The 26,522-nt window shown below is 66.8% G+C and carries 30 protein-coding genes; 16 read left to right on the top strand and 14 right to left on the bottom strand.

Annotated elements, in window-relative coordinates; all coding sequences use genetic code 11:
- Positions 1-9 precede the first annotated feature (9 nt).
- The 3 genes from L2Y97_RS06010 (at position 10) to L2Y97_RS06000 (ending at position 3,170) form a co-directional block, all read left to right on the top strand.
- On the top strand, positions 10-804 hold the full coding sequence (locus L2Y97_RS06010) for a cobalamin-binding protein (RefSeq protein WP_247434266.1): 795 nt from the start codon (positions 10-12) through the stop codon (positions 802-804).
- A gap of 168 nt (positions 805-972) precedes the next feature.
- Entirely contained in the window at positions 973-2,547 is a 1,575-nt protein-coding gene (locus L2Y97_RS06005) for a sensor histidine kinase (protein WP_247434264.1), read from the top strand.
- Positions 2,544-3,170 (top strand): response regulator, encoded by a 627-nt coding sequence (locus L2Y97_RS06000; RefSeq protein WP_247434261.1) that lies wholly within the window; start codon positions 2,544-2,546, stop codon positions 3,168-3,170. Before L2Y97_RS06005 ends, L2Y97_RS06000 begins: the two co-directional genes overlap by 4 nt.
- Positions 3,171-3,334: 164 nt before the next feature.
- Here L2Y97_RS06000 and L2Y97_RS05995 read toward each other — a convergent pair whose 3' ends face one another.
- Positions 3,335-3,775 (bottom strand): secondary thiamine-phosphate synthase enzyme YjbQ, encoded by a 441-nt coding sequence (locus L2Y97_RS05995; protein ID WP_247434258.1) that lies wholly within the window; start codon positions 3,773-3,775, stop codon positions 3,335-3,337.
- 7 nt (positions 3,776-3,782) lie between these two features.
- Positions 3,783-4,370, bottom strand: coding sequence for a pyridoxamine 5'-phosphate oxidase (pdxH, locus tag L2Y97_RS05990; protein WP_247434255.1), 588 nt, complete (start codon positions 4,368-4,370; stop codon positions 3,783-3,785).
- Positions 4,371-4,394: 24 nt separating this feature from the next.
- On the opposite strand from pdxH, the gene L2Y97_RS05985 reads away from it, so the two are divergent.
- On the top strand, positions 4,395-5,228 hold the full coding sequence (locus L2Y97_RS05985; protein WP_247434253.1) for a kinase: 834 nt from the start codon (positions 4,395-4,397) through the stop codon (positions 5,226-5,228).
- Between the two features lie 89 nt (positions 5,229-5,317).
- Here the strand turns inward: L2Y97_RS05985 and L2Y97_RS05980 are convergent, their stop codons facing one another.
- Complete coding sequence (locus L2Y97_RS05980; protein WP_343218390.1) at positions 5,318-6,163, bottom strand: NAD-dependent epimerase/dehydratase family protein; 846 nt, start codon at positions 6,161-6,163, stop codon at positions 5,318-5,320.
- A gap of 7 nt (positions 6,164-6,170) precedes the next feature.
- Between L2Y97_RS05980 and L2Y97_RS05975 the strand changes: the two genes are divergently transcribed.
- The 4 genes from L2Y97_RS05975 to hemE all read left to right on the top strand — a co-directional run bounded on the left by L2Y97_RS05975 (position 6,171) and on the right by hemE (position 9,261).
- Positions 6,171-6,701 carry a shikimate kinase gene (locus L2Y97_RS05975; RefSeq protein WP_247434250.1) on the top strand — a complete coding sequence of 177 codons (531 nt, stop codon included), beginning with the start codon at positions 6,171-6,173 and terminating at the stop codon, positions 6,699-6,701.
- Positions 6,701-7,780, top strand: a complete 1,080-nt coding sequence (gene aroB / locus L2Y97_RS05970; protein WP_247434247.1) for a 3-dehydroquinate synthase — start codon at positions 6,701-6,703, stop codon at positions 7,778-7,780. The genes L2Y97_RS05975 and aroB overlap by 1 nt, the downstream gene beginning before the upstream one ends.
- A gap of 157 nt (positions 7,781-7,937) precedes the next feature.
- Positions 7,938-8,201: a WGR domain-containing protein gene (locus L2Y97_RS05965; RefSeq protein WP_247434244.1), complete on the top strand. Its 264-nt coding sequence runs from the start codon at positions 7,938-7,940 to the stop codon at positions 8,199-8,201.
- On the top strand, positions 8,191-9,261 hold the full coding sequence (gene hemE / locus L2Y97_RS05960) for a uroporphyrinogen decarboxylase (RefSeq protein WP_247434241.1): 1,071 nt from the start codon (positions 8,191-8,193) through the stop codon (positions 9,259-9,261). The genes L2Y97_RS05965 and hemE overlap by 11 nt, the downstream gene beginning before the upstream one ends.
- A 149-nt stretch (positions 9,262-9,410) precedes the next feature.
- Here hemE and L2Y97_RS05955 read toward each other — a convergent pair whose 3' ends face one another.
- The 5 genes from L2Y97_RS05955 to purT form a co-directional block, all read right to left on the bottom strand.
- Positions 9,411-9,923: a tetratricopeptide repeat protein gene (locus tag L2Y97_RS05955; protein WP_247434238.1), complete on the bottom strand. Its 513-nt coding sequence runs from the start codon at positions 9,921-9,923 to the stop codon at positions 9,411-9,413.
- A 2-nt stretch (positions 9,924-9,925) separates the two neighbouring features.
- A complete protein-coding gene (gene mrcB / locus L2Y97_RS05950; protein WP_247434236.1) occupies positions 9,926-12,262 on the bottom strand; it encodes a penicillin-binding protein 1B in 2,337 nt (778 codons plus the stop codon).
- A gap of 88 nt (positions 12,263-12,350) precedes the next feature.
- A complete protein-coding gene (locus L2Y97_RS05945) occupies positions 12,351-13,184 on the bottom strand; it encodes an NAD-dependent epimerase/dehydratase family protein (protein ID WP_247434233.1) in 834 nt (277 codons plus the stop codon).
- A 6-nt stretch (positions 13,185-13,190) separates the two neighbouring features.
- Positions 13,191-14,900 carry a tetratricopeptide repeat protein gene (locus tag L2Y97_RS05940; RefSeq protein WP_247434230.1) on the bottom strand — a complete coding sequence of 570 codons (1,710 nt, stop codon included), beginning with the start codon at positions 14,898-14,900 and terminating at the stop codon, positions 13,191-13,193.
- A gap of 65 nt (positions 14,901-14,965) precedes the next feature.
- Positions 14,966-16,147: a formate-dependent phosphoribosylglycinamide formyltransferase gene (gene purT, locus L2Y97_RS05935; protein ID WP_247434228.1), complete on the bottom strand. Its 1,182-nt coding sequence runs from the start codon at positions 16,145-16,147 to the stop codon at positions 14,966-14,968.
- Positions 16,148-16,272: 125 nt separating this feature from the next.
- Here purT and L2Y97_RS05930 point away from each other — a divergent pair, with 125 nt between their 5' ends.
- The 3 genes from L2Y97_RS05930 to L2Y97_RS05920 are packed head-to-tail and all read left to right on the top strand — an operon-like array spanning position 16,273 to position 18,886.
- Complete coding sequence (locus L2Y97_RS05930) at positions 16,273-17,778, top strand: transglutaminase-like domain-containing protein (protein WP_247434225.1); 1,506 nt, start codon at positions 16,273-16,275, stop codon at positions 17,776-17,778.
- 52 nt (positions 17,779-17,830) lie between these two features.
- Positions 17,831-18,700, top strand: a complete 870-nt coding sequence (locus L2Y97_RS05925) for an SPFH domain-containing protein (protein WP_247434223.1) — start codon at positions 17,831-17,833, stop codon at positions 18,698-18,700.
- A gap of 3 nt (positions 18,701-18,703) precedes the next feature.
- Entirely contained in the window at positions 18,704-18,886 is a 183-nt protein-coding gene (locus tag L2Y97_RS05920) for a type II toxin-antitoxin system antitoxin (protein ID WP_247434221.1), read from the top strand.
- Between the two features lie 112 nt (positions 18,887-18,998).
- Here L2Y97_RS05920 and L2Y97_RS05915 read toward each other — a convergent pair whose 3' ends face one another.
- The 3 genes from L2Y97_RS05915 to L2Y97_RS05905 all read right to left on the bottom strand — a co-directional run bounded on the left by L2Y97_RS05915 (position 18,999) and on the right by L2Y97_RS05905 (position 20,590).
- Positions 18,999-19,820 (bottom strand): IS3 family transposase, encoded by an 822-nt coding sequence (locus tag L2Y97_RS05915; RefSeq protein ID WP_247429573.1) that lies wholly within the window; start codon positions 19,818-19,820, stop codon positions 18,999-19,001.
- Positions 19,817-20,143 (bottom strand): transposase, encoded by a 327-nt coding sequence (locus L2Y97_RS05910; protein ID WP_247429570.1) that lies wholly within the window; start codon positions 20,141-20,143, stop codon positions 19,817-19,819. The genes L2Y97_RS05915 and L2Y97_RS05910 overlap by 4 nt, the downstream gene beginning before the upstream one ends.
- 69 nt (positions 20,144-20,212) lie before the next feature.
- On the bottom strand, positions 20,213-20,590 hold the full coding sequence (locus L2Y97_RS05905; protein WP_247434218.1) for a DUF423 domain-containing protein: 378 nt from the start codon (positions 20,588-20,590) through the stop codon (positions 20,213-20,215).
- A gap of 81 nt (positions 20,591-20,671) precedes the next feature.
- On the opposite strand from L2Y97_RS05905, the gene L2Y97_RS05900 reads away from it, so the two are divergent.
- On the top strand, positions 20,672-21,283 hold the full coding sequence (locus L2Y97_RS05900; protein ID WP_247434215.1) for an SCO family protein: 612 nt from the start codon (positions 20,672-20,674) through the stop codon (positions 21,281-21,283).
- A gap of 5 nt (positions 21,284-21,288) precedes the next feature.
- Positions 21,289-21,726 carry a copper chaperone PCu(A)C gene (locus L2Y97_RS05895; RefSeq protein WP_247436717.1) on the top strand — a complete coding sequence of 146 codons (438 nt, stop codon included), beginning with the start codon at positions 21,289-21,291 and terminating at the stop codon, positions 21,724-21,726.
- A 5-nt stretch (positions 21,727-21,731) separates the two neighbouring features.
- Here L2Y97_RS05895 and L2Y97_RS05890 read toward each other — a convergent pair whose 3' ends face one another.
- The 3 genes from L2Y97_RS05890 to L2Y97_RS05880 are packed head-to-tail and all read right to left on the bottom strand — an operon-like array spanning position 21,732 to position 23,727.
- Positions 21,732-22,001, bottom strand: a complete 270-nt coding sequence (locus L2Y97_RS05890; protein WP_247434212.1) for an acylphosphatase — start codon at positions 21,999-22,001, stop codon at positions 21,732-21,734.
- 2 nt (positions 22,002-22,003) lie between these two features.
- A complete protein-coding gene (locus L2Y97_RS05885; RefSeq protein ID WP_247434210.1) occupies positions 22,004-22,468 on the bottom strand; it encodes a TlpA family protein disulfide reductase in 465 nt (154 codons plus the stop codon).
- Positions 22,465-23,727 (bottom strand): YihY family inner membrane protein, encoded by a 1,263-nt coding sequence (locus tag L2Y97_RS05880; protein WP_425492827.1) that lies wholly within the window; start codon positions 23,725-23,727, stop codon positions 22,465-22,467. The genes L2Y97_RS05885 and L2Y97_RS05880 overlap by 4 nt, the downstream gene beginning before the upstream one ends.
- Before the next feature lie 81 nt (positions 23,728-23,808).
- On the opposite strand from L2Y97_RS05880, the gene wrbA reads away from it, so the two are divergent.
- The 3 genes from wrbA to L2Y97_RS05865 all read left to right on the top strand — a co-directional run bounded on the left by wrbA (position 23,809) and on the right by L2Y97_RS05865 (position 26,479).
- Entirely contained in the window at positions 23,809-24,411 is a 603-nt protein-coding gene (gene wrbA, locus L2Y97_RS05875; RefSeq protein ID WP_247434204.1) for an NAD(P)H:quinone oxidoreductase, read from the top strand.
- Complete coding sequence (locus tag L2Y97_RS05870; RefSeq protein WP_247434202.1) at positions 24,408-24,743, top strand: DUF2069 domain-containing protein; 336 nt, start codon at positions 24,408-24,410, stop codon at positions 24,741-24,743. The genes wrbA and L2Y97_RS05870 overlap by 4 nt, the downstream gene beginning before the upstream one ends.
- 86 nt (positions 24,744-24,829) lie before the next feature.
- Entirely contained in the window at positions 24,830-26,479 is a 1,650-nt protein-coding gene (locus L2Y97_RS05865) for an acyl-CoA dehydrogenase family protein (RefSeq protein WP_247434199.1), read from the top strand.
- Positions 26,480-26,522: the final 43 nt, after the last annotated feature.

The raw sequence follows: 26,522 nt of genomic DNA, 5'->3' as shown, positions 1-26,522 counted from the left end.
TGGAATGCCATGGGTCCGCGTCGCATCGTCTGCCTTACCGAAGAGCCCACCGAGACCCTGTACCTGCTGGGCGAGCAGGACCGGATCGTGGGCATCAGCGGGTTCACCGTACGGCCCCCGCAGGCGCGGAAGGACAAGCCCAAGGTCAGCGCGTTCACCAGCGCCAAGGTTGATCGCATCCTCGAGCTCAAGCCCGATATCGCCATCGGCTTCTCCGATATCCAGGCCGATATCGCCCAGGCCCTGATCAAGGCGGGCGTGGAGGTCTGGATTTCCAACCACCGCAGCGTCGAGCAGATCCTCGATTACATCCGCCGGCTGGGCGCGCTCGTGGGCGTGCCGGCCAAGGCCGACACCCTGGCCGATACGCTGGCCCGCGGGCTGGATACGGTGCGCGAGGCGTCGTCGCGGCTGTCGCGGCGGCCCACGGTGTATTTCGAGGAATGGGATGAGCCGCTTATCTCCGGTATCCGCTGGGTTTCCGAGCTGATCGAGATCGCCGGTGGCGACGAGGCGTTGCCGCATCGTGCGGTGCAGGGGCTGGCGCGGGACCGGATCATTGCCGACCCCGCCGAGGTGATTGCCACGGCACCGGACGTCATCATCGGCTCGTGGTGCGGCAAGCGCTTCCGCCCGGAACAGGTGGCGGCGCGCCCAGGCTGGGCGGCCGTACCGGCCGTTCGCGACGGCGAAATCCACGAGGTGAAATCGCCGCTGATCCTGCAGCCAGGGCCGGCCGCGCTGACCGATGGCCTGGGCGAACTGGTCAGGATCGTGCACGGCTGGGCTGCGCGCCACGCGTAATCGGCATATACAGCCTTCACATTTGTGAAAGTGTGACGCGAATCACGATTATTGCCGGCTTTGTGCATGCCGCGCACCGTATAGTCGTCGCGGGATGCCGGAGGGGGCTTCCCCGGCTTCACCACAAGCCGTCCCGGAAGCACACCCACTGGCGACGCGGGAGGTACCGTGGCGGACATCCCGGCGTACTCGACGCGCAGCCTCACTGTGTGGTGTGGCGGTGTGTTCGCGGGCGTGTCCCTGGCCCAGGTGCTGTCGGCCGCCCTATGGAACCATCAGTACGGCACGCACATCGTCTGGTTCCCCGGCGCGGTCTTGCTGGGCGCCCTGCTCGCCAATGCATGGCGCCGATGGGCGGCCCTTTCCCTGAGCGCGATGGTCGGCCTGGTCGCCACTGGTGCCGCGTTCGGGCTGCCGTTGGGTGACACCACGCTGGTCATCGCGGCTGCGTTGCTGCTTGTACCGGTCGCCGCGTGGCTGCTGCGGCACATACCCGATGGCCTCACCCGCCTGGATGATTTCTACCGGCTAGCCGCGCTCGTACTCGTCGCGGTCGCGGCATTGCCGACATGCAGCGCCGCGCTGGTGGAGCATGCCAGCCGCTACACCTCCTTCCGCGGCACCGTGCTCAGCGATTTCTCCAACATCGCGATGGCGCATTCGCTGGGCTACGTGCTGTACCTCCCCGTGTGGATCAGCTTGCGCAACCCCGATGCCGCCGTGCGGCACTCCGGCCCCATCTCGGTATTTTTCATCGTGTTCATGGCGTTGTGCTTGGCATTGCTCGGGGCCATCTGGTTCACCCTGGGCGGCCGGCCTGGCCTGGTGCCGGTGATGTGCCTGGCACCGGCACCGGTGGTGATCTTCGCCATCGTGCGTGCGCAGATGACCGGCAGCTCCATCACCATTTTCATCATCGCGTTGCTGGCGGCGCACCTGAGCGTGCATGGGTATGGCCCGTATATCGCCGACACCGCGCCCAACAGTACGCTGGCCGTGCAGCTCTGGAGCTTGCTGGCGGCGCTTTGCGCATTGATTCTTTCGGTAGTGGTGGAGCAACGCTATTCCAGCCGCCGCGCGCTGGGCCGTGCGCACGCTGACCTGCGTGAACTCGCCGGCCGCCTGATCGCGACGCAGGAACAGGAGCGTGCACGCCTCGCACGCGACCTGCACGATGACATCAACCAGCGCCTGGCCGCTTCGTCCATCGGCTTGTCGGCACTGCGCCGGCAGGTCGATCCTGCGTTGCACGGCGAGGTAAATCACCTGCGTGAATTGCTGGTATCGCTCTCGGAAGACGTGCGCCAACTTTCCCGCCAGCTGCACCCCAGCGTGCTCGAACATGCCGGCCTGCGCGATGCGCTGGAAGCGCTTTGCCACGCGCCGCGCCGCGTAAACACGCTGGAAATCGTGCTGATCGCCGATCGCGGCGTGGACCGGCTGCCCAACGATGTGGCGCTGTGCTTCTACCGCGTGACGCAGGAGGCCATCGCCAACGCGCTGCGCCACGCCTCGGCCACCCGGCTGACCGTCAAGGCCTCGGTGGACGTGGAAGGTGCATCGCTGTGGATCTTCGATAATGGCCGCGGGTTCGACACGGAGGAAGGCGCGCACGCGCGCCCCGGCCTGGGCTTGATCAGCATGAACGAACGCGCCAAGCTCCTCGGCGGCCGGTTTGAACTACGCAGCGCACCCGGCAAGGGCGTGGACCTCTGGATGCATATACCGCTGGATCCGCCATGACGACTGAAGCACTCCCCCGCGTCGTATACGCCGATGACCACCGCATGGTGGCCGAAGGTATCGAGCGCCTGCTGGCCGGCACCTGCGAACTGGTGGCCATCAGCCAGGATGGCCCGGGGCTGCTGGACCTGGTGCGCAGTGAAAAGCCCGACCTGATCCTGTCCGACGTGAACATGCCCGGCGGCAGTGGGCTGGATGTGCTGAAAACGCTGCGCGCCGAAGGCGACCGCACACCCTTCGTGTTCCTCACCATGCACGCCGAACCCGCGCTTGCGGCCACGGCCATGCGCGCTGGCGCGAACGGTTATGTGCTGAAAGTGTCGGCCGGCGAAGAATTGTTGACAGCGCTACGACACGTTTTTGCCGGATCCACGTATGTCACGCCGTCGCTCGGCACGCATTACCTGCATGCCGATACGCTGGGCATGCAGGAACTGACACCCAAGCAACTGGAAGTGCTGCGGCTGGTGGGCGGTGGCTTGCGCTCGAAGCAGATTGCCGAGCGCCTGGGGCTGTCGGTGCGCACGGTGGAGGCGCACAAGTACACGATCATGCAGATCCTGGATGTGCACAGCACGCTGGAGCTTGTACGCAGGGCCGAGGATCTCGGGCTGCTGTTCTAAGCGGTTAAACGGCGTGCGCGGGCCGTAGATGTACTGATGCGGCCGCCGCGATGTGGCGCGAGGATACAGGTGAGCGTTTACCCCGCCCGCCGCGCTACGGACATCCCTGGCCCACCACCACCCCCGGTGGCCACCACGGCGGGCGGGCTTCTTTTCATGCCCGCTCAGTGCCCGGTAACCGTCACCGTGATCTTGCGCTGGTGCGCCTCGTGGCGGTGCTCGTAAAGAAACACCCCTTGCCACGTGCCGAGCAACGGCTTGCCGTTATGGACGGGTACCGAGAGCGACACCCCCGTGAGCACCGACCGGACATGCGCAGGCATGTCGTCCGGGCCTTCATCCTGGTGGCGGAACAGCGGATCGCCATCGGGCACGAGCCGGGCGAAGAACCGTTCGAGATCGGCAACCACCGTGGGATCGGCGTTTTCGCCAATCAGCAGCGAGGCGCTGGTGTGCTGCACGAACACGTTGGCCAGGCCCGTACCCACACCGCTGGCCGCCACGGCCTCCGCCACGCGGCCGGTCACTTCGCTGAGCGAACGCCCGCGCGTGTGCACCGTGAAGGTGGTCTGGGCGATGTGCTGCACGGGTTGGGCACGGCTCATGGCAACCTCAGGGATAGAGCAGGCGGGTGGTCCAGCTTGTACCGTGGTCGCTGTGCACGATGCGTTCGTGCAGGCGGAACGTGGCGCCATACCAGAATTCGATGCGGTCGGGCGCTACGACATAGCCGCCCCAGTGATCCGGGCGCGGTACGTCGCGGCCGGCGAATTCCTTCTCGAAGTGCGCCACGCGGTCTTCGAACGTCTGCCGGTCCGGCAGCTCCTGGCTCTGCTTCGATGCCCATGCGCCGATCTGGCTGCCGCGGGGGCGGCTGGCGAAATAGGCATCGGAAACCTCGGCCGAGGTTTTCGTCACCCGGCCCTCGAAGCGCACCTGGATCCCCTCGCGAATCTGCTTCCAGTGGAAGCACAACGCGACCTGGTCGTGCGCCGCGATCTGTGCCGCCTTGTCGCTTTCGTAATTGGTGAAGAACTGCAGCCCGTGTTCGTCGATGGCCTTGAGCAACACGATGCGCGAATGCACGCGACCGGTGCTGTCGACCGTGGCCAGGTTCATCGCCGTGGGTTCACGGTCCCCGCTGGCCTTCGCTTCATCGAGCAGGCCGCGGAAGGTGGTGAGGATCTCTGGGGTCAGCATGAGGGTGGGGTAAGCTCGTGCACCATGGAATCCAACGATGCTAGCACGCTGGCCGAGGCGGTCCTCGGGCGTTTCGCCGCAGCGATCGCGCAGGCGGCGCAGCCCTTTATCCTCGGTATCTCGGGCCTGCAAGGCAGCGGCAAGAGCACGCTCGGCGCGGGCCTGATCGCGGCCGCCGGCCGGCGTGGCTGGGGCGCGGTCACCGTGTCGCTGGATGATGTGTACCTGACCCACGCGGAGCGGCTCGCGCTGTCGGATGCCGTGCATCCGTTGCTGCGCACCCGCGGCGTGCCGGGCACGCACGATCTCCCCCTGCTCGCCTCCACGCTGGATGCGCTGGGCAAGGCCTCGCCCGAGCGACCGGTGGCCGTGCCGCGCTTCGAGAAGGGGCGCGACGATCGCTACGACGAGGCGCTTTGGCCCACCGAGGCCGAGGTACCCAGGCTTGTCGTACTCGAAGGCTGGTGCCTTGGCGTGGAACCGCAGGATGGCGCGGCACTGGTTGAGCCGGTGAACGCGCTGGAGCGCGACGAGGATCCCGACGGCACCTGGCGGCGCTGGGTCAACGCGCAGCTGGCAGGCTACCTGCCGCTCTGGCGGCGGATCGATGCCCTTGTCGTCCTCGCCGCGCCGTCCTGGGATGTGGTGGCGCGCTGGCGCGGCGAGGCCGAGGAGCCCCTGCGCGCCCGGGGTGAACCACGCGCGATGGATACCGCCGCCCTCGCCCGCTTCCTGCAGCACTACGAGCGGCTGAGCCGCCACGCGCTTGCCACCCTGCCGGCGAAGGCCGACCTGCTGATCCCCCTGGCGGCGGACCGCACGCCCGCCCTGCATGCGCCCTGGAGCACCCTCCGGTAGAAGCCCACCCTGTGGGCGACAGCGTTTCGCGAAAGAGCCACGTGATCTGGTGTCTCGATGCGAAAAGATGTCGCCCACGGGGTGGGCTCCTACACGAGGGCGGCGTAGCCTTCGCGGGCGTCGGGCCAGGTGCAGCGAAAGCCGCTGGCGCGAAGGCGCGCATTGCTCAGGCGCTTGTTGCCGACACCGGCCGGGGGTGGGCCATCGGGCGGCGGCGGGCTGCCGACCAGCGTGGCCAGGTCGCCGTAAAGCACATCGATCGGCAGGGGCGTGTCATCGACGCCCAGGTACACCGGCGCGGGATCGGCCAACCGCGCCACGTGGACCAGCGCGGCCGCGGCATCGTCGACATGGATACGGTTGGCATAGACGCCCTGCCCGCGCGGCACGGCCGCCTTGCCCTCGCGAAGGCGATCCAGCAACTGGGTGCGGCCAGGTCCGTACAGCCCGGCCAGCCGAACGGAGACACCGCCTACACTCGCTGTTCCGAGCCAGTGCTCGGCCTCCAGCAGGATCCGGCCGTTGAAGCCTGGCGGATCCGGGGGCGTGTCTTCATCCACCCAATCGCCGCCATGCTCACCGTAGACCGCGGTGGAGGACGCAAAGACGGTTCGCGCCGGGGCAGCGGGCAACGCCTCGACAAGATGGCGCAGGCCATCGGGAAAGATGGCGCGATACGCGGCCTCATCGCGCGCGGCGGGCGTCGGCGCGTAAACCACCGTGGCCACCTTCGGCAGGGCCGCCAGGGAGCCCGGATCCGTGAGGTCGCCACGAACCCATGTCACTCCGGGAGGCGCAGCGCCCGGCGGGTGGCGGCGCAGCGCGAACACCGGGTGGCCCAGCGCCGCGAAGCGGCTGGCTACGCGCATGCCGACATCGCCGGCACCGGCAATGAGCACGGCGGCATGCATGGGTGTCGAGCTTGTTGCTAGCATGGGAGCGATGAATCCTTCGCCTAACCTGTTCCTGATCGGCCCCACGGGCGCCGGCAAAACCACGATCGGCCAGCGCCTCGCGGCGCATTACGGCCTGCCCTTCGTCGACCTGGATGTGGAGATCGAGAAGCGCTACGGCGTCACGATCAGCCACATGTTCGAAACGCAGGGCGAGGCTACCTTTCGTGCGCGGGAAACGGCGCACCTGGATGAGTTTAGCCTTCACCAGGGCGTCGTGCTCGCGACAGGCGCAGGGGCGGTCATGGCGGGCGTGAACCGGGAAACGCTGATGACCCGCGGCACCGTGCTCATGCTGGCGGTGGATGTGGACGAGCAACTGGACCGGCTTGAGCACGACACCGTGCGTCCCATGATCGCCGGCGGTGATCGCCGCGGCCGCCTGGAATCCCTGGCCGGCACGCGCAACCACGTTTACGAAGAAGTGGCCGACCTGATCTTCCACGGCCGCCACGAAAGCGTCGACGACGCCCTGCCCCGCGCTATCGCGCTGCTCGATCGCCACTGGAGGCGCGCCTGATGCAAACCGTGAATGTGGAACTGGCCGGCCGCGACTACCCGGTGTGGATTGGCCCCGGGCTGCTTACCGACAGTGCGCGCTGGCGTGCACGCATCCGTGGCCGCCACGTGCTGGTGGTGAGCAATACCACCGTGGCGCCACACTACCTTGGCATGCTGGAAAAAGGCCTCGATGGGCTGACGTGGTCGGTGCACCTGCTCGATGACGGCGAAACCCATAAGACCTTCGCCAACATGGGCAAGGTGCTCGATGCACTGGCCGCGCTCGGTGCCACGCGCGACGCCTGCGTGGTCGCGCTGGGCGGTGGTGTCGTCGGCGACCTGGCCGGCTTTGCCGCCGCGTGCTGGATGCGTGGCATCGATTTCATCCAGGTGCCGACGACGCTGCTGGCGATGGTGGATTCGTCCGTGGGCGGCAAGACCGGCGTCAACCTGCCCGCCGGCAAGAACCTGGTCGGCGCGTTCCACCAGCCACGTGCCGTCGTCGCCGATATCGATGTATTGCGGACGCTCCCGCAGCGCGAGTACCTGGCCGGCGTCGCGGAAATCGTAAAGGGTGCGGCGATCGGCGACGAGCCGTTCTTCGCCTGGCTCGAAGCCAACGCCGATGCCCTCGCCGCCCGCGAACCGGGCGTGCTGGTCGAAGCGATCGCACGCAAATGCCGCTACAAGGCGGGCGTCGTCGCGCGCGATGAAACCGAACAAGGCGAGCGCGCGCTGCTCAACCTGGGCCACACGTTCGGGCATGCGCTGGAAACGGCCGGTGGGTACAGCGAGATCCTGCACGGCGAAGGCGTCGCGATCGGCATGGTGCTGGCCGCACGGCTTTCAGCGCAGTTGGGCATGGCCCCGGCGGCGGATACCGCGCGGTTGCTGGCGTTACTGCAGCGCCTCGGCCTGCCCACCGAACCTTCGCGTGCACACGAAGCCAGCCGCATCCTCGACCTGATGCGGCTCGACAAGAAGAACACGGCGGGCACGCTGCGGCTCATCCTGTGGCGTGGCGTGGGCAAGGCGGAGATCGTGGCGGGCGTGGCCGACAGCGACGTGCTCGGCGTGCTGGCAGCTGCCGCCGGCTGATCGCGCGCAGGCGCAACGGCCGGCTGGGGCCGCGCCGCCGTGTACAGGAATCGCGCGCAAGCGCGCTCCTGCAGACGCAGGCCCGCGGCCACGGCGCATTGGCGCCCCCATGAATCGCCTACAATGGCGGTTTCCTGCGTCATCCCAGGTCGGTGCAATGCGGATTTACATGCAAACCATGCCCGCGGCAGGTGCCGAAGCACCCCGCTACGTCCAGATCACGCTGGAGCAGGACCTGCTCGGCGGCTGGACCCTGTACCGCGAAAGCGGCACCCAGGGCGGCAAGGCCACGCTGAAGCGCGATGTGTACCTGGAGCGCGATGCCGCGCTGGCCGCCTTCGAGAAGGCGCGCGACGCCCAGATCAAAAAGGGATTCAAAGTGATGTTCAGCCAGGGTCAGGAGTCGGCGCATGGCCGCTGAGCTCCGTAACGATCGCTTCCTTCGCGCATTGCGCCGCCAGCACACCGATACGACGCCGATCTGGGTCATGCGCCAGGCGGGCCGCTACTTGCCGGAGTACCGCGAAACGCGCGCCCGTGCCGGCAGCTTCATGGGCCTGGCGACCAACCCCGAATACGCGTGCGAAGTCACGCTGCAGCCACTTGAGCGCTTTGACCTCGACGCCGCGATCCTGTTCTCGGACATCCTGACCATCCCCGATGCGATGGGCCTGGGCCTGTCGTTCGAAGCCGGCGAAGGCCCGCGCTTCGCGCGCCCGGTGCGGGATGCCGCGGGCATCCACGCGCTGGCCGTGCCCGACATGGATGGCGAGCTGCGCTACGTCATGGATGCCGTGCGCCTCATCCGCCAGGAACTGGGTGGCCGCGTGCCGCTCATCGGCTTCTCGGGCAGCCCGTGGACGTTGGCCTGTTACATGGTCGAAGGCGAAGGCTCACGCGATTTCGCCAGGGTGAAGGCGCTGGCCTGGAACGAGCCCGCGCTGGCCCACAAGCTGCTGGATACCGTGGCCCGTTCGGTCGCCGCGTACCTCATCGCCCAGGCGCGCGCCGGCGCGCAGGCACTCATGGTGTTCGATACCTGGGGCGGCCTGCTGGGCCCTGCCCCGTTCCGCGAGTTCTCGCTGCACTACATGGCCCAGGTGGTCGATGCGGTGAAGGCCGACCCCGCGTGCAACGGCATCCCGGTCATCCTGTTCTCCAAGGGCGCCCGCGGGCAGCTCGAGGCGTTGGCCGATACCGGCTGCGATGGCCTGGGTGTCGACTGGACCATCGATATCGGCGAAGCGCGCAAGCGCGTGGGCGACCAGGTGGCCCTGCAAGGCAACCTCGACCCGGCCGTGCTGCGTGCCTCGCCGGAAATCGTCGCGCGCGAAGCCCGCGCTGTCCTGGATAGCTTCGGCGATCACCCGGGCCACGTGTTCAACCTGGGCCACGGCATCACACCGGAAGTGGACCCGGAAAACGTGAAGGTGCTGGTCGACACCGTGCACGCGCACGGCCGCAAGATCCGCGGGGGCTAAGCGAAGGCAACACACAACGTAGGAGCCCACCCTGTGGGCGACAGCCTTTCGCCGGACGGCCGCACGACCTGTGGCGCTGTCACCTGTGGCGCTGTCACGAAAAGATGTCGCCCACAGGGTGGGCTCCTACATCGTTATGTGCAGACGGGTCAGTAGCGGTTGGGGCCCGCGATGTGGCACTTGCCCAGCTCCGTGCGCGCTGCCATGGCGCCGGTCTGGTCGCCGGCCTGCATGCGCATTTCGTAAATCGTCTGCTGGTTGCGGGCGCACAGGCTGCCCGATTTCGGGCCCATCTCGAAGGACTGCTTCGCCAGCTTTTCCGCCGCCGGGTAATCCTGCTTGCGCACGGCGATTTCGGCGCGGTCCTGGATCAGTTCCGGCGCCTCGGGCGCCATCTTCAGGGCCTGCACGAGCTTGGCATCGGCATCGTCGTACTTGCCGGCGCGCTCGTCGGCCTGCGCGGATTGTTCGAGCCCCTTGACGCCCGGATCGCGCAGCGGCGCGACCTCGATAGCCGATTTCTCGCGCTCACCCGCGGCGCGGATCTGGGCGACGATATCGTAGGTGGGCTGGCTGGGGCGGGTGGCCTGCGGCGGGGCGGGCTGGCTGCATGCGGCGACAAGCGCGGCAGCGGTAAGGGCGCAATAACGAAGGCGAAGCATGGTCAATCCGTAGGATTACTGGGAACGGGCGGCTGGGCCGGAGGCTGCTGGCTGTCGCCGCCGCCGAACATACCCTTGAATTGCTGCCAGAAACAGCCCTGTTCTTCTTCGGGCATGTAGTCCTTCATGAACGGGAACTGCCGGGCCCCTTCACAGGTGGGCTCGGTGCGCTTGCCGGTCTGCGTGTTCATCCACGCCATCTCCAGGCCATCGCCGGGCTGGGCGGCAAGCGGCGTGGTCGGCAGCTTGCGGAACAACTCCTGCCACACCCGCATGCTACCGGTGGCGCCGTACAGCCCAGTGGGCTTGTTATCGTCGCGACCCATCCAGACCACCGCCAGGTGCTCCCCGGTAAACCCGGCAAACCAGCTATCGCGCTGGCTATCGCTGGTGCCGGTCTTGCCGGCGGCATGCAGCGAGCCCAGGCTGGAGTTGCCAATGGCCGCCGCCGTGCCGCTGGTCACTACCTGCTGCATGGCCCAGCGGATAAGGCGGGTCGGCTCCTGGTACTCGCCCGGGCCGGGCTTCACGTCGTAACGCTTGATCGCCTGGCCCTTGTTGTCCATCACGCCGCGCACCGCGACGAGCGGCAACGCATGGCCATCGGCCGCGATGTATTCGTACATCTGCGCGACCTGAAGCGGTGACAGATCCACCGCGCCCAGCAGCAGCGACGGGCTCGGGTTCACATTCTCCAGGCCAAACGATTCGAGGAAGCCCTTGATGCGGGGCAAGCCCACGTCCAGGCCCAGATGCACCGTGGCGAGGTTCCACGAATGCACCAGCGCATCGAGCATCGGCACCTGGCCATGGATTTCGTGATCGTCGTTCTGCGGCGTCCACATCGTGCCATCGGGCTGGCGCATGCTGATCGGCGTGTCATCCACGATCGTCGCCAGCGACCACTTCGACGGCTGCGACAACGCCACGAGGTACACGAACGGCTTGACCAGCGAACCGATGGAGCGGCGCGCATCGAGCGCACGATTGAAGCCCTGCTCGCCCGGCTCACGCGAGCCGACCACGGCCAGCACGCTGCCATCGGTGGTATCGGTGACCACGGCAGCGGCCTGCGAGGCGGCACCGCGCTTACCCAGGGCCTTGGTGGTCGTGATAATCGCCTGCTCGGTATACAGCTGCGCGGCGGGGTCGAGCGTCGTGAAGATGCTCAGGCTGCCGTTGCGCAGCGCGTCTTCATCGAAGTCGGCCAGGATCTGCGAACGCACCAGCTGCATGAACGCCGGGAAGCGGTTGTGCGGCAGCTGTGCGTTGACCGCAATGCCCAAGGGTGTGGCCTGCGCGGCCTTGGTGGCCGCATCGTCCATCAGCCCCGTTTCGTTGAACTGCTGCAACACCAGGTTACGGCGTTGCAGCGCGCGCTCGGGGTAGCGGCGCGGGTCGTAGTAGCTGGGGCCCTTCACCAGGCCGATAAGCAACGCGATCTCCTGCGGGCGCAGCTCTTCCATGCGCCGGCCGAAGAAGAATTCGGCGCCCGCCGCAAAGCCGTGCACCGCCTGGTTGCCTTGCTGGCCAAGGAACACTTCGTTGACGTACGCCTCGAGGATCCGGTGCTTCGGGTAGTGCGCTTCCATCAGCAGCGAGAGGATGGCCTCGTTCACCTTGCGCAGGTAGTTCTGGCTGCGGTCCAGGAACAGGTTGCGCACCAGCTGCTGGGTGAGCGTCGACCCACCCTGCACGGTGTGGCCCGCGCGGATATTGGCGAACGTCGCGCGCGCGATCGCGGAGAAATCCAGGCCGATGTGGTGGTTGAAATCACGATCCTCGACGGCCTGCAGGCCCTGCACCAGCAGCGGTGGCACGTTCTCCAGCCGCACGATGCGGCGCTCTTCCTGGTCCGCGCCGTAGAAGGTGGCAATGCGGGCCGGATCCAGGTGGATGGCCTTGATCGGCTTGCCGTTGGCATCGTCGGTGACCGAGGCGATCTGGCCATCGGCCAGCGAAACGCGCAGGCGATGGGCGAGCTCGCCGCCATCGGGGCCTGCGTAGCCGCGCGAATTGATGATGAAGCGCGAGCCGTTCTTCGAATAGCTCCCCTGGACCTTGCCTGCACCATCCGGCGTATAGCCGGCAAACGTGAGCTCCAGTTCAAGCGCCGCCGGCGTCATCGCCCGCCCCGGCTCCAGCATGAGCGGGCGCGCGTACACGCGCGTGGGCACCGCGAACACCAGGTCGTTGAAACGATCCTGCAGGCGTGCGTTGAGGATGAGCGTGTACGGCAGCAGGAACCCGAACAGCAGGCCCATGACAAGCCAGAAGGGAATGCGCAGCCAAGGCCAGCTGGCACGCAGGAGGGAGCCTAGACGGTGCAGGAATGCCAACGCGGGGAGATCCTGGGGAAAGGGACGTCACCGGATGATAGGGGCATGTGCCCGGCGGACATCTGAACGGATGCTGGCAAAGCGATGGCTACGCGCCGCTTTGCCAGGTGGCGGGCACCGGGTGGAACGGCCGCGGGTGGATACCCAGCACGGATTCCAGCTCGGCATTGTCGGCGATCAGGTCGCTATCGAGCCGGTCCACGGCCCCACGCAGCGCCGGGCGCAGGGCGCCCGCCAGATCGAGCACCACGCGCGGCACCGGTGCGGGGATCGTGCTGACGCCCGCGCTCCGGCGCATGCGGCGGAACATCTCCCCGGCGGTGAGACGCTCACCCCCGCCGATCGGGAAGGTCTTACCCCTGGCCCGCGCGTTGCCCAGCGCGGCCACGAAGGCTGCGGCGATATCGTCCGCGTGCACCGGCTGGCGCTGCCCGCGCGCGGCCGGCAAGGGGAACACGCGGCGGCGGATGGCGGCGCGCACGATGGGGCTGATGCTCTGGTCCATGCCGGCACCATAAACCAGCGTCGGCCGGAACAGCGTCCAGGGCATGCCCCGCGACGCGCAGAACGCGATCAGCCGGGTCTCGGCATCACGCAGGCGCAACGAAAGCTCACGCTCGTATGGCACATCGGAATCGCGCTTGGTTTCGGCGCTCATGGAGGAGGTGGCGATGACGTGCGGCGTGCCCTCGAGCCGCGCCTGGGTGAGCCAGGTCGCGAGGCCATCGAGCGGTCCGGAGGACAGGATCGCGGAAAGCGGGGGCAACGTCGGCATGGCTTCCGGCAGGTGGCCGCGTACCCAGCGCGGATCATCGGCCGGCGCGTTCCGGCTCAAGCCCAGCCATTCGCAACCGATGGCGTCGAGGCGCGGCAGGAGGAAATGCCCCACCTGGCTTGACGCGCCGATGACCAGGACCGTCATGCGCCGTCAGCGCCCCGTGGCAATGCGCTCGTAGGCGCTTTGCAGGCGGGGATCATCCGGTGCATACCGGCGTGCGCGGTCAAGCGCCTGGAACGCACCCTGGCGATCGCCCTGCGATGCGCGCTGCAGCGCGTTATCGATCCACGCGCTGCCCAGCTTGTGCCGCAGATCGCCCTGCGAGGCATCGCCCGGGGCAAGATCGGAGAGCGTGGCGTAGAGGTCTTCGGCACGCTTCACGTTGCCGCTGGCCACGGCCTGCTGCATCTGGGTTTCCACCTGGCCCGGCAGGCCCTGCAGCCCGGCCCGGGCGGAGGCATCGTTGCCATCGATGGAAAGTGCGTTGCGGTACAGGTCGTAGGCGCTGTCCCCGGGCGGATCCATGATGTCGCCGCGCGCGGCGGCCTGCTGGGCGCGGCGCACGAGGGCAGCCACACGGGCTTTCTGCTCCGGGCTCACATCCAGCGACGCCTGTGCCGGTGCGTCATCGCCCGCCACCGGCGAGGAACGCCCGCCCGTTGCCACGGTGGGCAACGCCTTGCCGCCGCCCGCGATACGCGCGCGCGCCGCGGCCAGCTCTGCCGATTTCGGCGCCAGCTTCGCCGCCTGGTCGAGCAAGCGGTTCGCCTGGTCATCGTCCTCGCTATCGATAGCCGCGTTCGCCTGCACGATCAGCGCCTGGGCGACCTGCCCCAGCCCGGCCTTCGCATCGGCGTTGTCCGGATCGGCGGCGAGCGCCGCACGAAACCGCGCGAGCGCATTGTCATCGCCATCACCGGTAAAGCGGCCGGCACGCATGGCTTCGTTGCCCTGTTGCACGAGGGTCGCGACCGCCTGGTCATCCTGCTTGCGATTTTCGGCGAGCGCGGCACGCAGCGAGGGCAGATCACCGTAGCCCGGTACCAGGATGGCGATGCGATCGACAATGGCATTGGCCTTGGCGCGATCGTTATCGGCGATGGCCTGGCGCGCCTGAGCCGCCAAACCATCGCCCACCTTGTCGAGACCACGCGCGGCGACCGCGTTCGTGCGATCGGCATCGAGGACGCGGCGGTAGAGGGCACCGGCACCGTCATCGCCATCCAGCTTTCCGGCGGCCAGGGCCTGCTGTGCCTGGTCGATCAGCGATTCAGTCTGCTTTTGCGGGTTACGCGCCTGCGACAGCCGTTGCGAGAGCTGCTCCACGTCGTTGCCGCCACCCAAAAGTTCACGGGCGACGTTGAGCGCGGCCTCGGCCTCATCGAGCCGGCCGGCGGTGAGCGCCGCGTCAGCGCGGCTGACCTCGGCCTGGCCGACGCGGCGCAAACCATCGCGGGCCTGGTCGCTGTCGGGCTGCTGGTCGCGCGCCTTCTCGAACAGTTCGCGGGCGCTGTCGCCGTCGGTGCCGTCGAGCTTGCCCGCTTCAAGGGCTGCATTGGCCTGGGTAAGCGTGTCGTTGAGCTCGGTGCTGGGCACCAGGTTGCGCAGGCGATCCTGCTGCAGGTAAAGCGCGGTAGCCACACCGATAAGCACGAGGACCAGCACCGGGATAAGCCAGCCACGCTTGCGGGGCTGGCGCGGCCCGCGCGAGCGTGGCGGTGGTACGGCACCACCTCGGCGTGGTTCATCCACGATGATGTGCGGCAAGCCGTCATCGACCGGCGGCGCCGGCTTGTCCAGGTCATCCAGGCGACCGAGCGTGGGTTCGGTGCGTTCGTGGTGGTCGCGGCGTCCGCTCATGGCCATTTATCGTCCATAGGAGCGGGCCAGCTTAACATTCAGGCGTGAACGGACGTTGTAGGCCGTTACAGCTCGACGCGGATACGGCTGGCGGCACGCTTCGCTTTTTCCAGCGCCTCATCCACTGTCCCGGCCCGGGCCAGGGTCACCGCCATGCGCCGGCGGCCACGCACCTCGGGCTTGCCGAAGATCCGCAACATCGTGCCGGTTTCGGCGAGGGCATCGGCAATGCCGTGGTAGGTCGGTGCATGGCCTTCGCCCTCCACCAGCACGGCGCACGACGCGGCGGGGGCGAACAGGTGGATCTCGGGTACCGGCAGGCCGAGAATGGCCCGCGCGTGCAGGGCAAACTCGGAAAGATCCTGCGAAATGAGGGTCACCAGGCCGGTATCGTGCGGCCGCGGGCTCACTTCCGAGAAGATCACTTCATCGCCGCGCACGAAGAACTCCACGCCGAACACGCCCCAGCCACCCAGCGCGCTGGTGATGGCATCGGCCTGCTGCTCGGCGGACTGGCGAGCCTTATCGCTCATGGGCTGCGGCTGCCAGGATTCGCGGTAATCACCGTCTTCCTGGCGGTGGCCGATGGGCGCACAGAACGAAACGCCGTCGCGATGGCGCACCGTCAGCAGCGTGATCTCGTAGTCGAAATCGATGAAGCCTTCCACGATGACGCGGCCCTTGCCTGCGCGGCCACCGGATTGGGCGTAGTCCCACGCATGGCCCGCATCGGCCGGCGTGCGTACCACGCTCTGGCCCTTGCCGGATGAGCTCATCACCGGCTTCACCACGCACGGCGTACCCAGCTCAGCGATCGCCTGGTCGAAGGCTTCGCGGGTATCGCAGAAGCGGTAGGGCGATGTCGGCAGGCGGAGCTCTTCCGCCGCCAGCCGGCGGATACCTTCGCGGTCCATCGTGAGCCAGGCCGCCTTCGCGGTCGGAATGACCTTCAGGCCCTCCTGCTCCATCGCCACCAGTGTGGGCGTATGGATGGCCTCGATCTCCGGCACCACCAGGTGCGGTTTCTCTTTCTCGATCAGCGCGCGCAGGGCCGCCCCATCCAGCATGTCGATCACGTGGCTGCGGTGGGCCACCTGCATGGCCGGCGCATTGGCGTAACGATCCACCGCGATCACCTCGACGGCAAAGCGCTGCAGTTCGATCGCCACTTCCTTGCCCAGCTCGCCGGAGCCCAGCAGGAGCACCCTCAGGGCGGTATGCGATTGGGGGGTGCCGAAGGTTTTCATGAGGGCGGGGTTCCAGGCGGGAAAGCGCCCATTCTACCGGGGTGGGCCCCTAACGAATGGGGGGCTTGACTCAGCCGATGAACGTGGTGTGATGCAGCTGTCCCCGACAATCCGGAAGTACGCCCATGAGACGCTCACGCGCTGTTCTCGCCGTACTGCTGTGCCTGGTCCCGGCTTACGCGCTGGCCACGGAAACCTGGATGACCGTCATGCTCGACGGCCGCAAGGTGGGCAAGCTGAAAATCGACCGCGAGGCGGGGCCGGACAAGGTCACGACCACGCAGGTGCTCGATTTCCGCCTTACCCGGATCAAGACCCCGCTGGAAATGCGCACCGAGCTGAAATCGGTGGAGTCGGCCGGGGGCTCCCCGCTCGCGTTCTACGCGAAATCGTCCATGTCATCGCAGGACAATCTGGTGCAGGGCGAAGTGCGTGACGACGGCGCCTTCCAGGTGGCGAACACCGTAGGCGGCCAGTCGCGGGTGAACCTGCTGATATGGCCTACCGGTGCCGCCCTCGTCGAAGGCCAGCGCCTGACCATGGTGCGCAACGGTTTCCGCCCAGGCACGAGCTACCAGACGCGCAACTTCGACCCGGTGAAACAACAGGTCGCGACCGTCGATGTGGTAGTCGTGGGCGACGAGGCCGTGGACCTGCCGCAAGGCAGGGAGACGCTACACCACCTGAAGCAGACCCTCGCCGGATCCAACGGCACGCAGTACGTGGATGTGTGGGTAAACGACCACGGCGATGTCCGCCGCGGTATCGCGCCGCTGCTGGGCTTCCGCATGGAAATGGCGGCCTGCGATGCAACGTGTGCCAACGCGCCCGACCAGGATGTGGACTTGCTGCGGGCCGCCATGGTCGAAGCGCCACGGCCCATGGCCAACATGCGCCCCGCCCCCGTCCGCTACCTGATCAGCATACGCGGCAACCATACCAATCCGTTCATTGAAACGGATGAGCAGCACGTGCATGAGATGGGCGACAACCTTTACCAGGTCGATGTGGGCTTTGCCGTACCGCGCAGCGACGAACCCGGCCCAGGCACGGAAGACACCGCCGCGAACCCCTGGGTGCAATCGGATTCGCCGGATATCCAGGCCCTGGCAAAGCGCGTCGTCGGCGACGCGCCCACCGACCTCCAGCGCATGCGCCGGTTGCGTTCGTTCCTTTCCGACTACATCAACGAGAAGGGGCTGGACGTGGGTTACGCCTCGGCACTGGAAACGATCCGGAGTCGGCGGGGCGATTGCACCGAGCATGCCGTGTTGCTCACCGCGCTTGCCCGTTCCCTGGGTATCCCCGCGCGTGTCGTTACAGGCATCGTTTACGTCGACCGGTTCGGCGGTGCATCGCGCGTATTCATCCCGCACGCATGGACCCAGGCGTGGCTCGGCAACCGCTGGGTCAGTTTCGATTCCGCCCAGCGTCGCTTTGACTCCACGCACATCGCATTGGGCACCGGTAGCGGCGACCCCTGGCGCTTCTTCCGTTCGATGAGCGTGCTCAGCAGCATCCGGATCGAACGGGCAACGCCCGCATCCGCGCTGATGGATATGCCGCTGCCCAGTTCTGGCGACGGTGCGGGCGTGGGTGGAGGCGGCAAGGGCGCGGCTGGGGCGGATTGACTTCTGATATCACTTAGATATCATCCGCCCCACACTCCCAGGGGCCGCCACCATGAACGAACGTCCTGCCGCGTCACTTCCCGGCATTCCGTCGCTTGTCGTCCTGATCCTGGCCGGCCTCGCCGCCGTGGCATTCGTGCTCAAGGGGGCCGACATGCACGGCGCGCCCCTGATGCCCTTTGGCGGCGCCCTCGTGCTCGGCTTCCTGGCGTTTCTTGCGAAGGGTTTTTTCCAGGTCCAGCCCAACCAGGGCCAGGTCATGCAGCTGTTCGGCCGCTATAGCGGCACCGAGCGCCGCGAGGGCCTGCGCTGGACCAATCCGTTCTATTCGCGCCGCCCCGTCAGCTTGCGCGTGCGCAACTTCGAAAGCAGCCGGTTGAAGGTCAACGACAACGACGGCAACCCGATCGAAATCGCGGCCATCGTCGTGTGGCAGGTGGTGGATACCGCCGAGGCCGTGTTCTGCGTCAACGACTACGAAAACTTCGTGCAGATCCAGAGCGAATCGGCCCTGCGCCAGATGGCGCAAAGCTACGCGTACGACACGCATGACGATGGCCGCCCTTCGCTGCGTAGCCACGGCGATGAGGTGAACAACCACCTGGGCCGCGAAGTTGAAGCACGCCTGATGAAAGCGGGCGTCCAGGTCGTCGAAGCACGGATCAGCCACCTGGCCTACGCCCAGGAAATCGCCCAGGCCATGCTGCAGCGCCAGCAGGCCAGCGCGATCGTCGCCGCACGCAATCGCATCGTCGAAGGCGCGGTCGGCATGGTGGCCATGGCGCTGGAGCAGCTGCGCGCGCAGGGCGTTGTTGAACTCGATGAAGAGCGCAAGGCGGCCATGGTCTCCAACCTGCTCGTCGTGCTTTGCGGTGACCGCTCAACCCAGCCGGTGGTGAACACCGGATCGCTGTATAGCTGACGCGTGGCGGCGGAGAAAAAAGCCTATCCGCTGCGCATCAGCGCAGCCGTGCTCGAGGCCATGCAGAAGTGGTCCGACGATGAGCTGCGTTCGGTAAACGCGCAGATCGAATACGTACTGCGCGACGCACTGCGCCGCGCAGGCCGCCTGAAGGCACCCTCCGAAGATTCGGAAGACCCCCCGTAGGAGCCCACCCTGTGGGCGACATCTTTCGCGAAGGAGCAACAAGACCTGTCACGACAAGGCGAAACGCCGTCGCCCACAGGGTTGTAATGGCCGGCCTATTCTGGACCACCCACTAGGAGCGGATAGCCGCCCGCCGTTCGAATTCGGCGGGCGGAAGATAGTCGAGCGTGGAGTGTAGCCGCTCGTGGTTGTAGTACCGGGCCACGAAGTCGATCACGTCGGCCCGAACCTCATCCCTGGATAGGACGTCCTCCTCAAGCCACTCATGCTTGAGGGACCGGAATATCCGTTCCACGACGGCGTTGTCCCAGCAATTGCCCTTCCTGCTCATGCTTTGGATCGTGCCGCGTGCGGCCAGGTGCGAGACGAACGCATCGGACGTGTACTGACAGCCCTGATCGGTATGAAAAATCAGGCCAGGCGCGGGCTCGCGCGATGCGAAAGCCAAATGACTCGCTTCCAGCGCCAGTCGCGTGTCGGCCACGGTGCTGGTCGCCCAGCCGATGATTCGGCGGGAAAAGAGGTCAACGACAATCGCGAGGTACAGCCACCCCTGCCTGGTGGGGATGAACGTGATGTCCCCGGCCCAGACGACATTGGCGTGGGCAGGATCAAACTGCTGAGCCAGGACGTTGCCAGCCGGTGCGGGTTTGGTGTTGCGGGCATAGTGCTTGAAGCGCCTTTTTCGCCGAGGCAGATCCAGGCGACGCATGAGCGTTGCCGCCTTTTCCCGTCCCAGATCAAAGCCCTTCTCACGCAGGTGCTTGGACATCATTCGTGCGCCCAGGTGGCCGCGGCTCGCGCGATGAATCCTGCGCGCGGCCTTGGCCAGCGCGTGACTCACGGGTGCCGGAGGCCTGGGCTTGGCGTAAAAACTGCTGCGCGGCCAGCCCAGAATCGCCAGCGTGCGTCGAATCGACAGCGTCCCTCTCACCTTCTTGATGACCTGCGCGGCTTCAAGATTTTTGCGAGGTGAGAGGGCAACTGTTTTTTTAGGACATCGCGCTCCTCGGCAAGGACCTCGCGCGCTCTTTCTGAAGCCGCCAGTTGCTCCCTGAGCTCTTCGATGAGGAGCGCCTGGGCGGCTGTCGTGGCCGGGATCGCGGCCTGCTGCTGTCGCCACTCCTCCACCCAGCGCCTTAACGCTGTGGGACCCACACCGGTTATTTGCGCGGCCTGAGGCGCGCTATAGCCCGCCTCAACCACCAGTCGAATAGCCTCAGCCTTGATGGCCGGCGAAATTATCTTGAAACCCATGGATCACCTCGCAGGAAATTTTGCTCCTACTGGGTGGTCCAGAAAAGGCCGGCCATCACAGGTGGGCTCCTACAAAGGCCGTCGTAATGCGAAGGCGGCGGCGATCCACCCTGCGATAAACGCCACGCCACCGATGGGCGTGATCGCGCCGAACCAGCGCGGCGCGCCAAGCGCCAACGCGTAAAGGCTGCCTGAAAACACCACGATGCCGGCGCCGAACAACACGACCGCAGCCCTTCGCGCACGCCCTTCCGGCAAGCCAAGGACGGCAGCGAACAGCGCGAGCGCGTGCCAGAAGTGGTACTCCACGCCGGTGTGCCAGATAGCGAGGCCATCGGCATCGATCACGCCGCGCAGGGCATGTGCGCCGAAGGCACCAAAGGCCACCGCACTGGCGCCGGCAAGGCCGACAGAGAAAGCGGTGGAGGCGTTGACAGGTTGTCGCATTCGGGCAGTTCCCAGGGGCCGCCCTGCCGTCAGCGCAGCAGGGTGGCGTATGCTTCGGCGGATTGTTCCCCGGAGTGTCGCATGAAGCCGTCCCTGTGCCGCCGGGCCTTGCTGGCCCTGCTCGCCCTCGCCGCCCTGCTGCCCCTGGCTGCCTGCCAGCGCGAGCCGCAGCCGGAATGGCGGCTCAATGATGTGGCCGGCCACCTGCCCGATCTGGATTTCCGCCTGACCGACGACAACGGCAAGGCCGTTACCGGCGCGGATTTCCGCGGCAAGGTAGCCATCATGTATTTCGGCTACACGCATTGCCCGGATGTCTGCCCGTTGACCCTCACCCAACTGCACGTGGTGCTGGATCGCCTGGGCGCACCGGCCGACAAGGTCCGGATCCTGTTCGTCAGCGTCGATCCGGCACGCGACACGCCGCAGGTCATGCACGCGTACGTCAACGCGTTCGACAAGCGCGCCGTGGGCCTGGTGGGTTCACAAGGGGATGTGGAAGCACTGGCGAAACGTTACCGCTCGGCGTTCACCCGCGAGCCGGACCGTGGCGATGGCAACTACGAAGTGAGCCACAGCTCCGCGATCTATATTTTCGATGGCAACGGCAAGGCACGCCTTCTCGCCACGCCGTCGGCCTCCCAGGACGATATCGTCCACGACCTCCACCTCCTCACCGCCACGGAGCCTTGACCGTGATGATGCGCACGCTGCTCGTTACTGCCCTGCTCGCCACCAGTGCCGCGAATGCGGCCGATACCACCGCGGTCAAGGCTAGCGGCGCCTGGATCAGGGTGTTGCCGGGCGGCCTGCCCGCCGGCGGCTATGTCACGCTGGAAAACAGCTCGGACAAGGGTGTGGCCGTGACCGGCGCCGAAAGCGCCGACTACGGTGACGCCATGATCCACAAGAGCAGCACGGAAACCGGCATGGGCCGCATGGAAATGGTCGATAAGGTACCTGTGCCCGCGAAGGGCAAGGTCGCCTTCGCACCGGGTGGCTACCACGTCATGCTGATGCAGCCGAAACACCCGGTGAACCCGGGCGACAAGGTCGTCGTCACGTTCTCGCTCTCCGACGGCACGACGCTGCCGGTGACGTTCGAGGCGAAGCCCGCGAACGCCACGGGGCCGTAAGACAGCTACTTCGTGAGGAAATCGGTCGGCACGTCGTGCACACCAATCTCCTCGCGGAACAATTCCTCGACCGTGGCCGTGGGCGGCCCATCGTGCAGCCACACCTCAAACTGGTCGATGGCCGCAGCCGGACCGTAGGCCACCACCTCCACGCTGCCATCGATCATGTTGCGGGCATGCCCGGTGAGCTTGAGCTTCACGGCCTCCTCGCGCGCCGATGCACGAAAGAAAACGCCCTGCACCTTGCCCCTCACGATGAAGCGCGCAGCGTTCATTCTCATTTCCCCTTGGCAATCGCCTCATTGAGTTTCGCGGCATCCACCGGGCCCACGAAGCGCTTGGCCACGTGGCCATCCGGCGCGATGAGGAACGTGGTCGGTAGGCCCTTCGGGCTATCGAAATCCTTGGGCGGTGCCATCACGTCGACCTGGGCGATGGGATACACCACGGTGTGTTTGGCAAGGAACGCGCGAATATCCTTCGCATCGGTGTCCTCGAAAGCCAGGCCAATGGCGACGACATCCTTGCGCGACTGCACGAAGGCCGAGATATCCGGCATTTCCTTGATGCAGGGCACGCACCAGGTAGCCCAGTAATTCACGATCACCCACTTGCCGCGCTGCGCGGCCAGGTCGAACGGCTTGCCGTCCAGCGTAGTGACCTTCAGTTCGGGTGTGGTGGTGGACGCCATGGCGGGCGCGGCAACGGCAAGCGCCAGGGCGGCGATAAGACGCGGGATCATGCGGTGACATCCTCGTTGGGGACGGTAGGCGGTGGGAAGAGTTCATCGAGCCGGGCGCCCAGCGTGGCATCGAGTGCCACGGCGAGCTGGTCCAGCAGCACCATCAGGTCGGGCGGCAGGCGGATGCCCAGCCGGTCGACCTGCTCGCGTGGGTGCAGCGGCAGGCGGTATTGGGTGCAACGGTAGACGCGCATCAGTTCGGTGGCATCCAGGCTGCGGCTAAGCATCCAGCCACCGGATTCGCAGCGCTGGATCATGTCCGCCCGCTGCAGGTCCTCGAAATAACACGCGATCGCGTTGCTCGGCAGGTAGGGTTCGTTGAGCCGGACGGTCGCCGGGTCCACGCTATCGCCGGTGCGCTGGGCGTTGACGAAATGCTGCAGCACCACCAGCAAGCCGATGAACTCGGCCCCCTCCGGCAACGCATCATGCGGTCGCGTGTATTCGAAGGCGGAGATGGACGCGGCGATGGATGCCCCGAGGATCACGATGATCCACGACAGGTAGATCCACAGGAGGAAAATGGGGATGGCTGCCAGTGCGCCGTAGATCTCTTCATACGTCGGTGCATTGCGGATGAATTCCGTGAAGCCCCAGCGCGCGAACTCGAACAGGATGGCGCCAAGCAACGCACCGATCGCCGCGTGCCGCCACGAGACGCGGCGGTTCGGCACCATGGTGTACATGAGTACCAGGGTGATGAACGTGATGACGAAGGGCAGCAGGTTCAGCAAGCCGCCCTGCGTGGCGATCTGGTCCGCCGCCTCGTGCAGCATGGGCAACGCGGTGAGGTACGACGACAGCACGAGGCCACCGACCACCAGGATGGGGCCGAGCGTCAGTGCCGCCCAATACAGCAAGAGGCGCGAACCCCACCCACGCGGCTTGCGCACGCGCCAGATCCGGTTGAGGCGATCCTCAATGCTGACCATCATCGAGACGGCGCTGAACAGCATCACCAGGATGGAAATGCCGGTGAGCTGGCTGGCCTTGTCGGCGAACGCCAGCATGTATTCCTGGATCTTGATGCCCGTGGCGGGCACGAAGTTCTGGAATGCATAGTTGGCCAGGCTACCGCGCCATTCGGCGAACACCGGAAACGCAGAGAGGATGGCGAACACGGCCACGGTGAGAGGCACCAGCGATACCAGCGTGGTGTACGACAGCGCGCCAGCCGTCTCGAAGCACTTGTCGTCAACAAAGCGCAGCCAGGTGAAACGGGTGAAGCTCAAGGCGCGGTCGCGATCGAAGCGCGGCATGGGCATCCTTTGTAGGTCCCGGAAGATTGGGAACGTCCTCGTAGTTCTGCGAGACTAGCGCCTTCCAAAAGGCGCCCGTCCATGTCTCACGACATCCTCGTACTCTACTACAGCCGTTCCGGCCACACGGCCCAGCTCGCCCGCCTTGTCGCCCGCGGCATCGAGGAGGTGCCCGGCATGCGCGCCCGCCTGCGCCAGGTGCCGCCGGTGGCGCCCGTGACGGAGACGGCCATGCCACCCGAGCCCGACGAAGGTGCGCCGTACGTGACCCGGGCCGACCTGGTGGAGTGCGTGGGCCTTGCCATCGGCAGCCCGACACGCTTCGGCAATATGGCGGCGCCGCTCAAGTACTTCCTCGACACCACGGGTGCCGAGTGGGCCTCGGGCGCACTGGCAGGCAAGCCGGCGGCGATGTTCACCTCGACCAGCACCATGCATGGCGGCCAGGAGGCGACCCTGATCTCGATGGCACTGCCCCTGCTCCACCACGGCATGCTGATCGTCGGCATTCCCTACACCGAGCCCCTTCTTTCCACCACGACCAGCGGTGGCACGCCGTATGGCGCAAGCCACGTGGCCGGGCACCGCGGCGATAACGACATCAGCGAAGACGAGCGCCAGCTCGCCCGCGCGCTGGGCAAGCGCCTGGCCGACGTGGCCCGCCGCCTTGGCACTCCGGCATGACGCATGGCGTGACGGGCCTGCAGAAGGCCGGCCTTGGTGCGTGGGCGGCTTTGCTGGGCGTGCAGCTGCTTTGGTACACGGCCTACCCGCCCGTTTCCATCCCGGTCTGGGTCGCGCTGCTGATCACGGTGCCGCCACTGCTGCTGCCCTTGCTGGCGTTGCGCAATGTCACCAGGGCCCTGTTGTGGGTGGGCATCCTGGCCTTGTTCTACTTCTGCCACGGCGTCTCCGAGGCGTGGAGTTCCACGGGTGATCGCTGGCTGGCGTTCGTGGAGATCGTGCTGTGCCTGCTGTTGATCGGGACGCTCGGCGCCGGCGTACGTCGCCGGTAGCCCCGCCGTCCGATGCTGCGCAGCGTATCGACGTACGCGCCCGCACGGTGCACCCTAGGGCGGTCTGCCAATGGAGAGGTGCCACGATGGGTTTCCTGCAGGACGCGCCGCGGCTGGCGCACCCGTTTCGCGAAGATCGCGTGTTGGATGCATGGCTTGGCAACGTCTTGCCGGTCGATCGGCTTGCCGCGTGCGCGCCCGACCTGGATGCCCTGGGTGATTACGCACTCGATGCCTACGACCGACGCCAGCGCACGCCCCGCACCGAACCCGTATTGACCCAATGGGACGCCTGGGGTGCGCGCGTGGATCGCATCGCCCTCACGCCCGCGTGGGAAGAAGGCCCGGGCATGACCACGCGGCACGCCGTACTGGCTTCCGGCCATGGCGAATCGCCCTGGTCGCGCGTGGAAGAATTCGCGCGCGTGTATCTTTATCACCCCGCCAGCGAGTTCTACTGCTGCCCGTTGGCCATGACCGATGGCGCGGCGACGGCGTTGAAAGCCTCGGGTAACCAGGCCGTGATCGAACGCGCGTTACCGCATTTTCTTAGCCGCGATGCATCGACCTTCTGGCTTTCGGGCCAGTGGATGACAGAGACACCCGGTGGCTCCGACGTGGGCCGCACTGAAACCATCGCGCGCCAGGATGCCAGTGGCCAGTGGCGCCTGCACGGACGCAAGTGGTTCAGCTCGGCCGTGGTCGGCGAGGCCGCGCTGGCCCTGGCACGCCCGGAGGGCGCGGGCACCGGCACATCGGCGTTGGCATTGTTCTATGTGGAAACAAAGGGTGAGGACGGTGCCTGGCAGGGCATCACGATCGACCGCCTGAAAAAGAAACTGGGCACCCACGAACTGCCTACCGCGGAGATCCATCTGGACGGCCTGCCCGCCACCCCGGTCGGTAGCCTCGAGCATGGCGTGCGCCAGGTAGCACCGATGCTCAACGTGACACGTACGTGGAATGCCGTATGCGCCGTCGCCAGCATGGCCCGCGCCATCGCGCTCGCACGCGACTACGCCACGAGGCGCAGTGCCTTCGGCCTGCGCCTGATCGACCAGCCGCTGCATGCGCGAACCCTCGCCGACATGCAGGCCACCTTCGAAGGGGCGTTCTCGCTCGCGTTCTATGTCGCTGAACTGCTCGGGCGCACCGAGCGTAACGAGGGCGAGGTGCACGAGCATGCCCTGCTTCGCCTGCTCACGCCGCTGGCGAAACTGTGGACCGCGAAGGCATCGATCGGCGTGGTCTCCGAAGCGCTTGAGTGCTTCGGCGGCGCAGGCTATATCGAAGACACCGGCCTGCCCCAGTTGCTGCGCGACGCGCAGGTCTATGCGATCTGGGAAGGCACCACCAACGTGCTGTCGCTGGATATGCTGCGCGCGCTGGGCGCCAGCGGCGTCGCCCCGCTCCGAACCGCGGTGCAACAGCTGCTTCCTGGGGATTCGGCCGAACGCCAGATGATCCTGGCGACGCTCGATACCACCGAAGCCCTGCTGGGGGACGTGGTAGGCGACCGGGCATCGCTGGAGGCCTCGGCCCGCGGCATCGCCTTCACCCTGGCGCGCTGCATGGCCGCGGCCCTCCTGGCCCGTTCGGCCGGCTGGGGACATGCGGCAGGCGATTCACGCCCCGCTGCCGCGTGCCGCCGGTTCATGGCGCGGGGCCTCGATCGCCTCGCCCTGCCCGCCAACGACGACGATATCCTGCTCGCCACGGGCGCGCCTGCCACGTAAACCCCGCCGGGGCGGTAGAATGGCCGCCCGCTTCGCCACGCTT

The organism is Luteibacter aegosomatissinici, from assembly GCF_023078495.1.
GTDB classification, from domain to species: domain Bacteria; phylum Pseudomonadota; class Gammaproteobacteria; order Xanthomonadales; family Rhodanobacteraceae; genus Luteibacter; species Luteibacter aegosomatissinici.
The sequence above is the reverse complement of the archived record's forward strand: the minus strand, read 5'-3'. Positions and strand labels throughout refer to the sequence as shown.

Coding starts and splice junctions, on each gene's coding strand:
- pdxH (WP_247434255.1), bottom strand. CDS start 4,370: ATGCTGACCCCAGAGATCCTCACCACCTTCCGCGGCCTGCTCGATGAA.
- L2Y97_RS05965 (WP_247434244.1), top strand. CDS start 7,938: ATGCGGATTTACATGCAAACCATGCCCGCGGCAGGTGCCGAAGCACCC.
- purT (WP_247434228.1), bottom strand. CDS start 16,147: ATGAAAACCTTCGGCACCCCCCAATCGCATACCGCCCTGAGGGTGCTC.
- L2Y97_RS05945 (WP_247434233.1), bottom strand. CDS start 13,184: ATGACGGTCCTGGTCATCGGCGCGTCAAGCCAGGTGGGGCATTTCCTC.
- L2Y97_RS05930 (WP_247434225.1), top strand. CDS start 16,273: ATGAGACGCTCACGCGCTGTTCTCGCCGTACTGCTGTGCCTGGTCCCG.
- L2Y97_RS05980 (WP_343218390.1), bottom strand. CDS start 6,163: ATGCTAGCAACAAGCTCGACACCCATGCATGCCGCCGTGCTCATTGCC.
- L2Y97_RS05925 (WP_247434223.1), top strand. CDS start 17,831: ATGAACGAACGTCCTGCCGCGTCACTTCCCGGCATTCCGTCGCTTGTC.
- L2Y97_RS05985 (WP_247434253.1), top strand. CDS start 4,395: ATGGAATCCAACGATGCTAGCACGCTGGCCGAGGCGGTCCTCGGGCGT.
- L2Y97_RS05870 (WP_247434202.1), top strand. CDS start 24,408: ATGACGCATGGCGTGACGGGCCTGCAGAAGGCCGGCCTTGGTGCGTGG.
- L2Y97_RS05880 (WP_425492827.1), bottom strand. CDS start 23,727: ATGCCGCGCTTCGATCGCGACCGCGCCTTGAGCTTCACCCGTTTCACC.
- L2Y97_RS05865 (WP_247434199.1), top strand. CDS start 24,830: ATGGGTTTCCTGCAGGACGCGCCGCGGCTGGCGCACCCGTTTCGCGAA.
- hemE (WP_247434241.1), top strand. CDS start 8,191: ATGGCCGCTGAGCTCCGTAACGATCGCTTCCTTCGCGCATTGCGCCGC.
- L2Y97_RS05940 (WP_247434230.1), bottom strand. CDS start 14,900: ATGAGCGGACGCCGCGACCACCACGAACGCACCGAACCCACGCTCGGT.
- L2Y97_RS06000 (WP_247434261.1), top strand. CDS start 2,544: ATGACGACTGAAGCACTCCCCCGCGTCGTATACGCCGATGACCACCGC.
- L2Y97_RS05905 (WP_247434218.1), bottom strand. CDS start 20,590: ATGCGACAACCTGTCAACGCCTCCACCGCTTTCTCTGTCGGCCTTGCC.
- L2Y97_RS05900 (WP_247434215.1), top strand. CDS start 20,672: ATGAAGCCGTCCCTGTGCCGCCGGGCCTTGCTGGCCCTGCTCGCCCTC.
- L2Y97_RS05885 (WP_247434210.1), bottom strand. CDS start 22,468: ATGATCCCGCGTCTTATCGCCGCCCTGGCGCTTGCCGTTGCCGCGCCC.
- L2Y97_RS05895 (WP_247436717.1), top strand. CDS start 21,289: ATGATGCGCACGCTGCTCGTTACTGCCCTGCTCGCCACCAGTGCCGCG.
- aroB (WP_247434247.1), top strand. CDS start 6,701: ATGCAAACCGTGAATGTGGAACTGGCCGGCCGCGACTACCCGGTGTGG.
- L2Y97_RS05995 (WP_247434258.1), bottom strand. CDS start 3,775: ATGAGCCGTGCCCAACCCGTGCAGCACATCGCCCAGACCACCTTCACG.
- L2Y97_RS06010 (WP_247434266.1), top strand. CDS start 10: ATGGGTCCGCGTCGCATCGTCTGCCTTACCGAAGAGCCCACCGAGACC.
- L2Y97_RS05910 (WP_247429570.1), bottom strand. CDS start 20,143: ATGGGTTTCAAGATAATTTCGCCGGCCATCAAGGCTGAGGCTATTCGA.
- L2Y97_RS05890 (WP_247434212.1), bottom strand. CDS start 22,001: ATGAACGCTGCGCGCTTCATCGTGAGGGGCAAGGTGCAGGGCGTTTTC.
- wrbA (WP_247434204.1), top strand. CDS start 23,809: ATGTCTCACGACATCCTCGTACTCTACTACAGCCGTTCCGGCCACACG.
- L2Y97_RS05955 (WP_247434238.1), bottom strand. CDS start 9,923: ATGCTTCGCCTTCGTTATTGCGCCCTTACCGCTGCCGCGCTTGTCGCC.
- L2Y97_RS05975 (WP_247434250.1), top strand. CDS start 6,171: ATGAATCCTTCGCCTAACCTGTTCCTGATCGGCCCCACGGGCGCCGGC.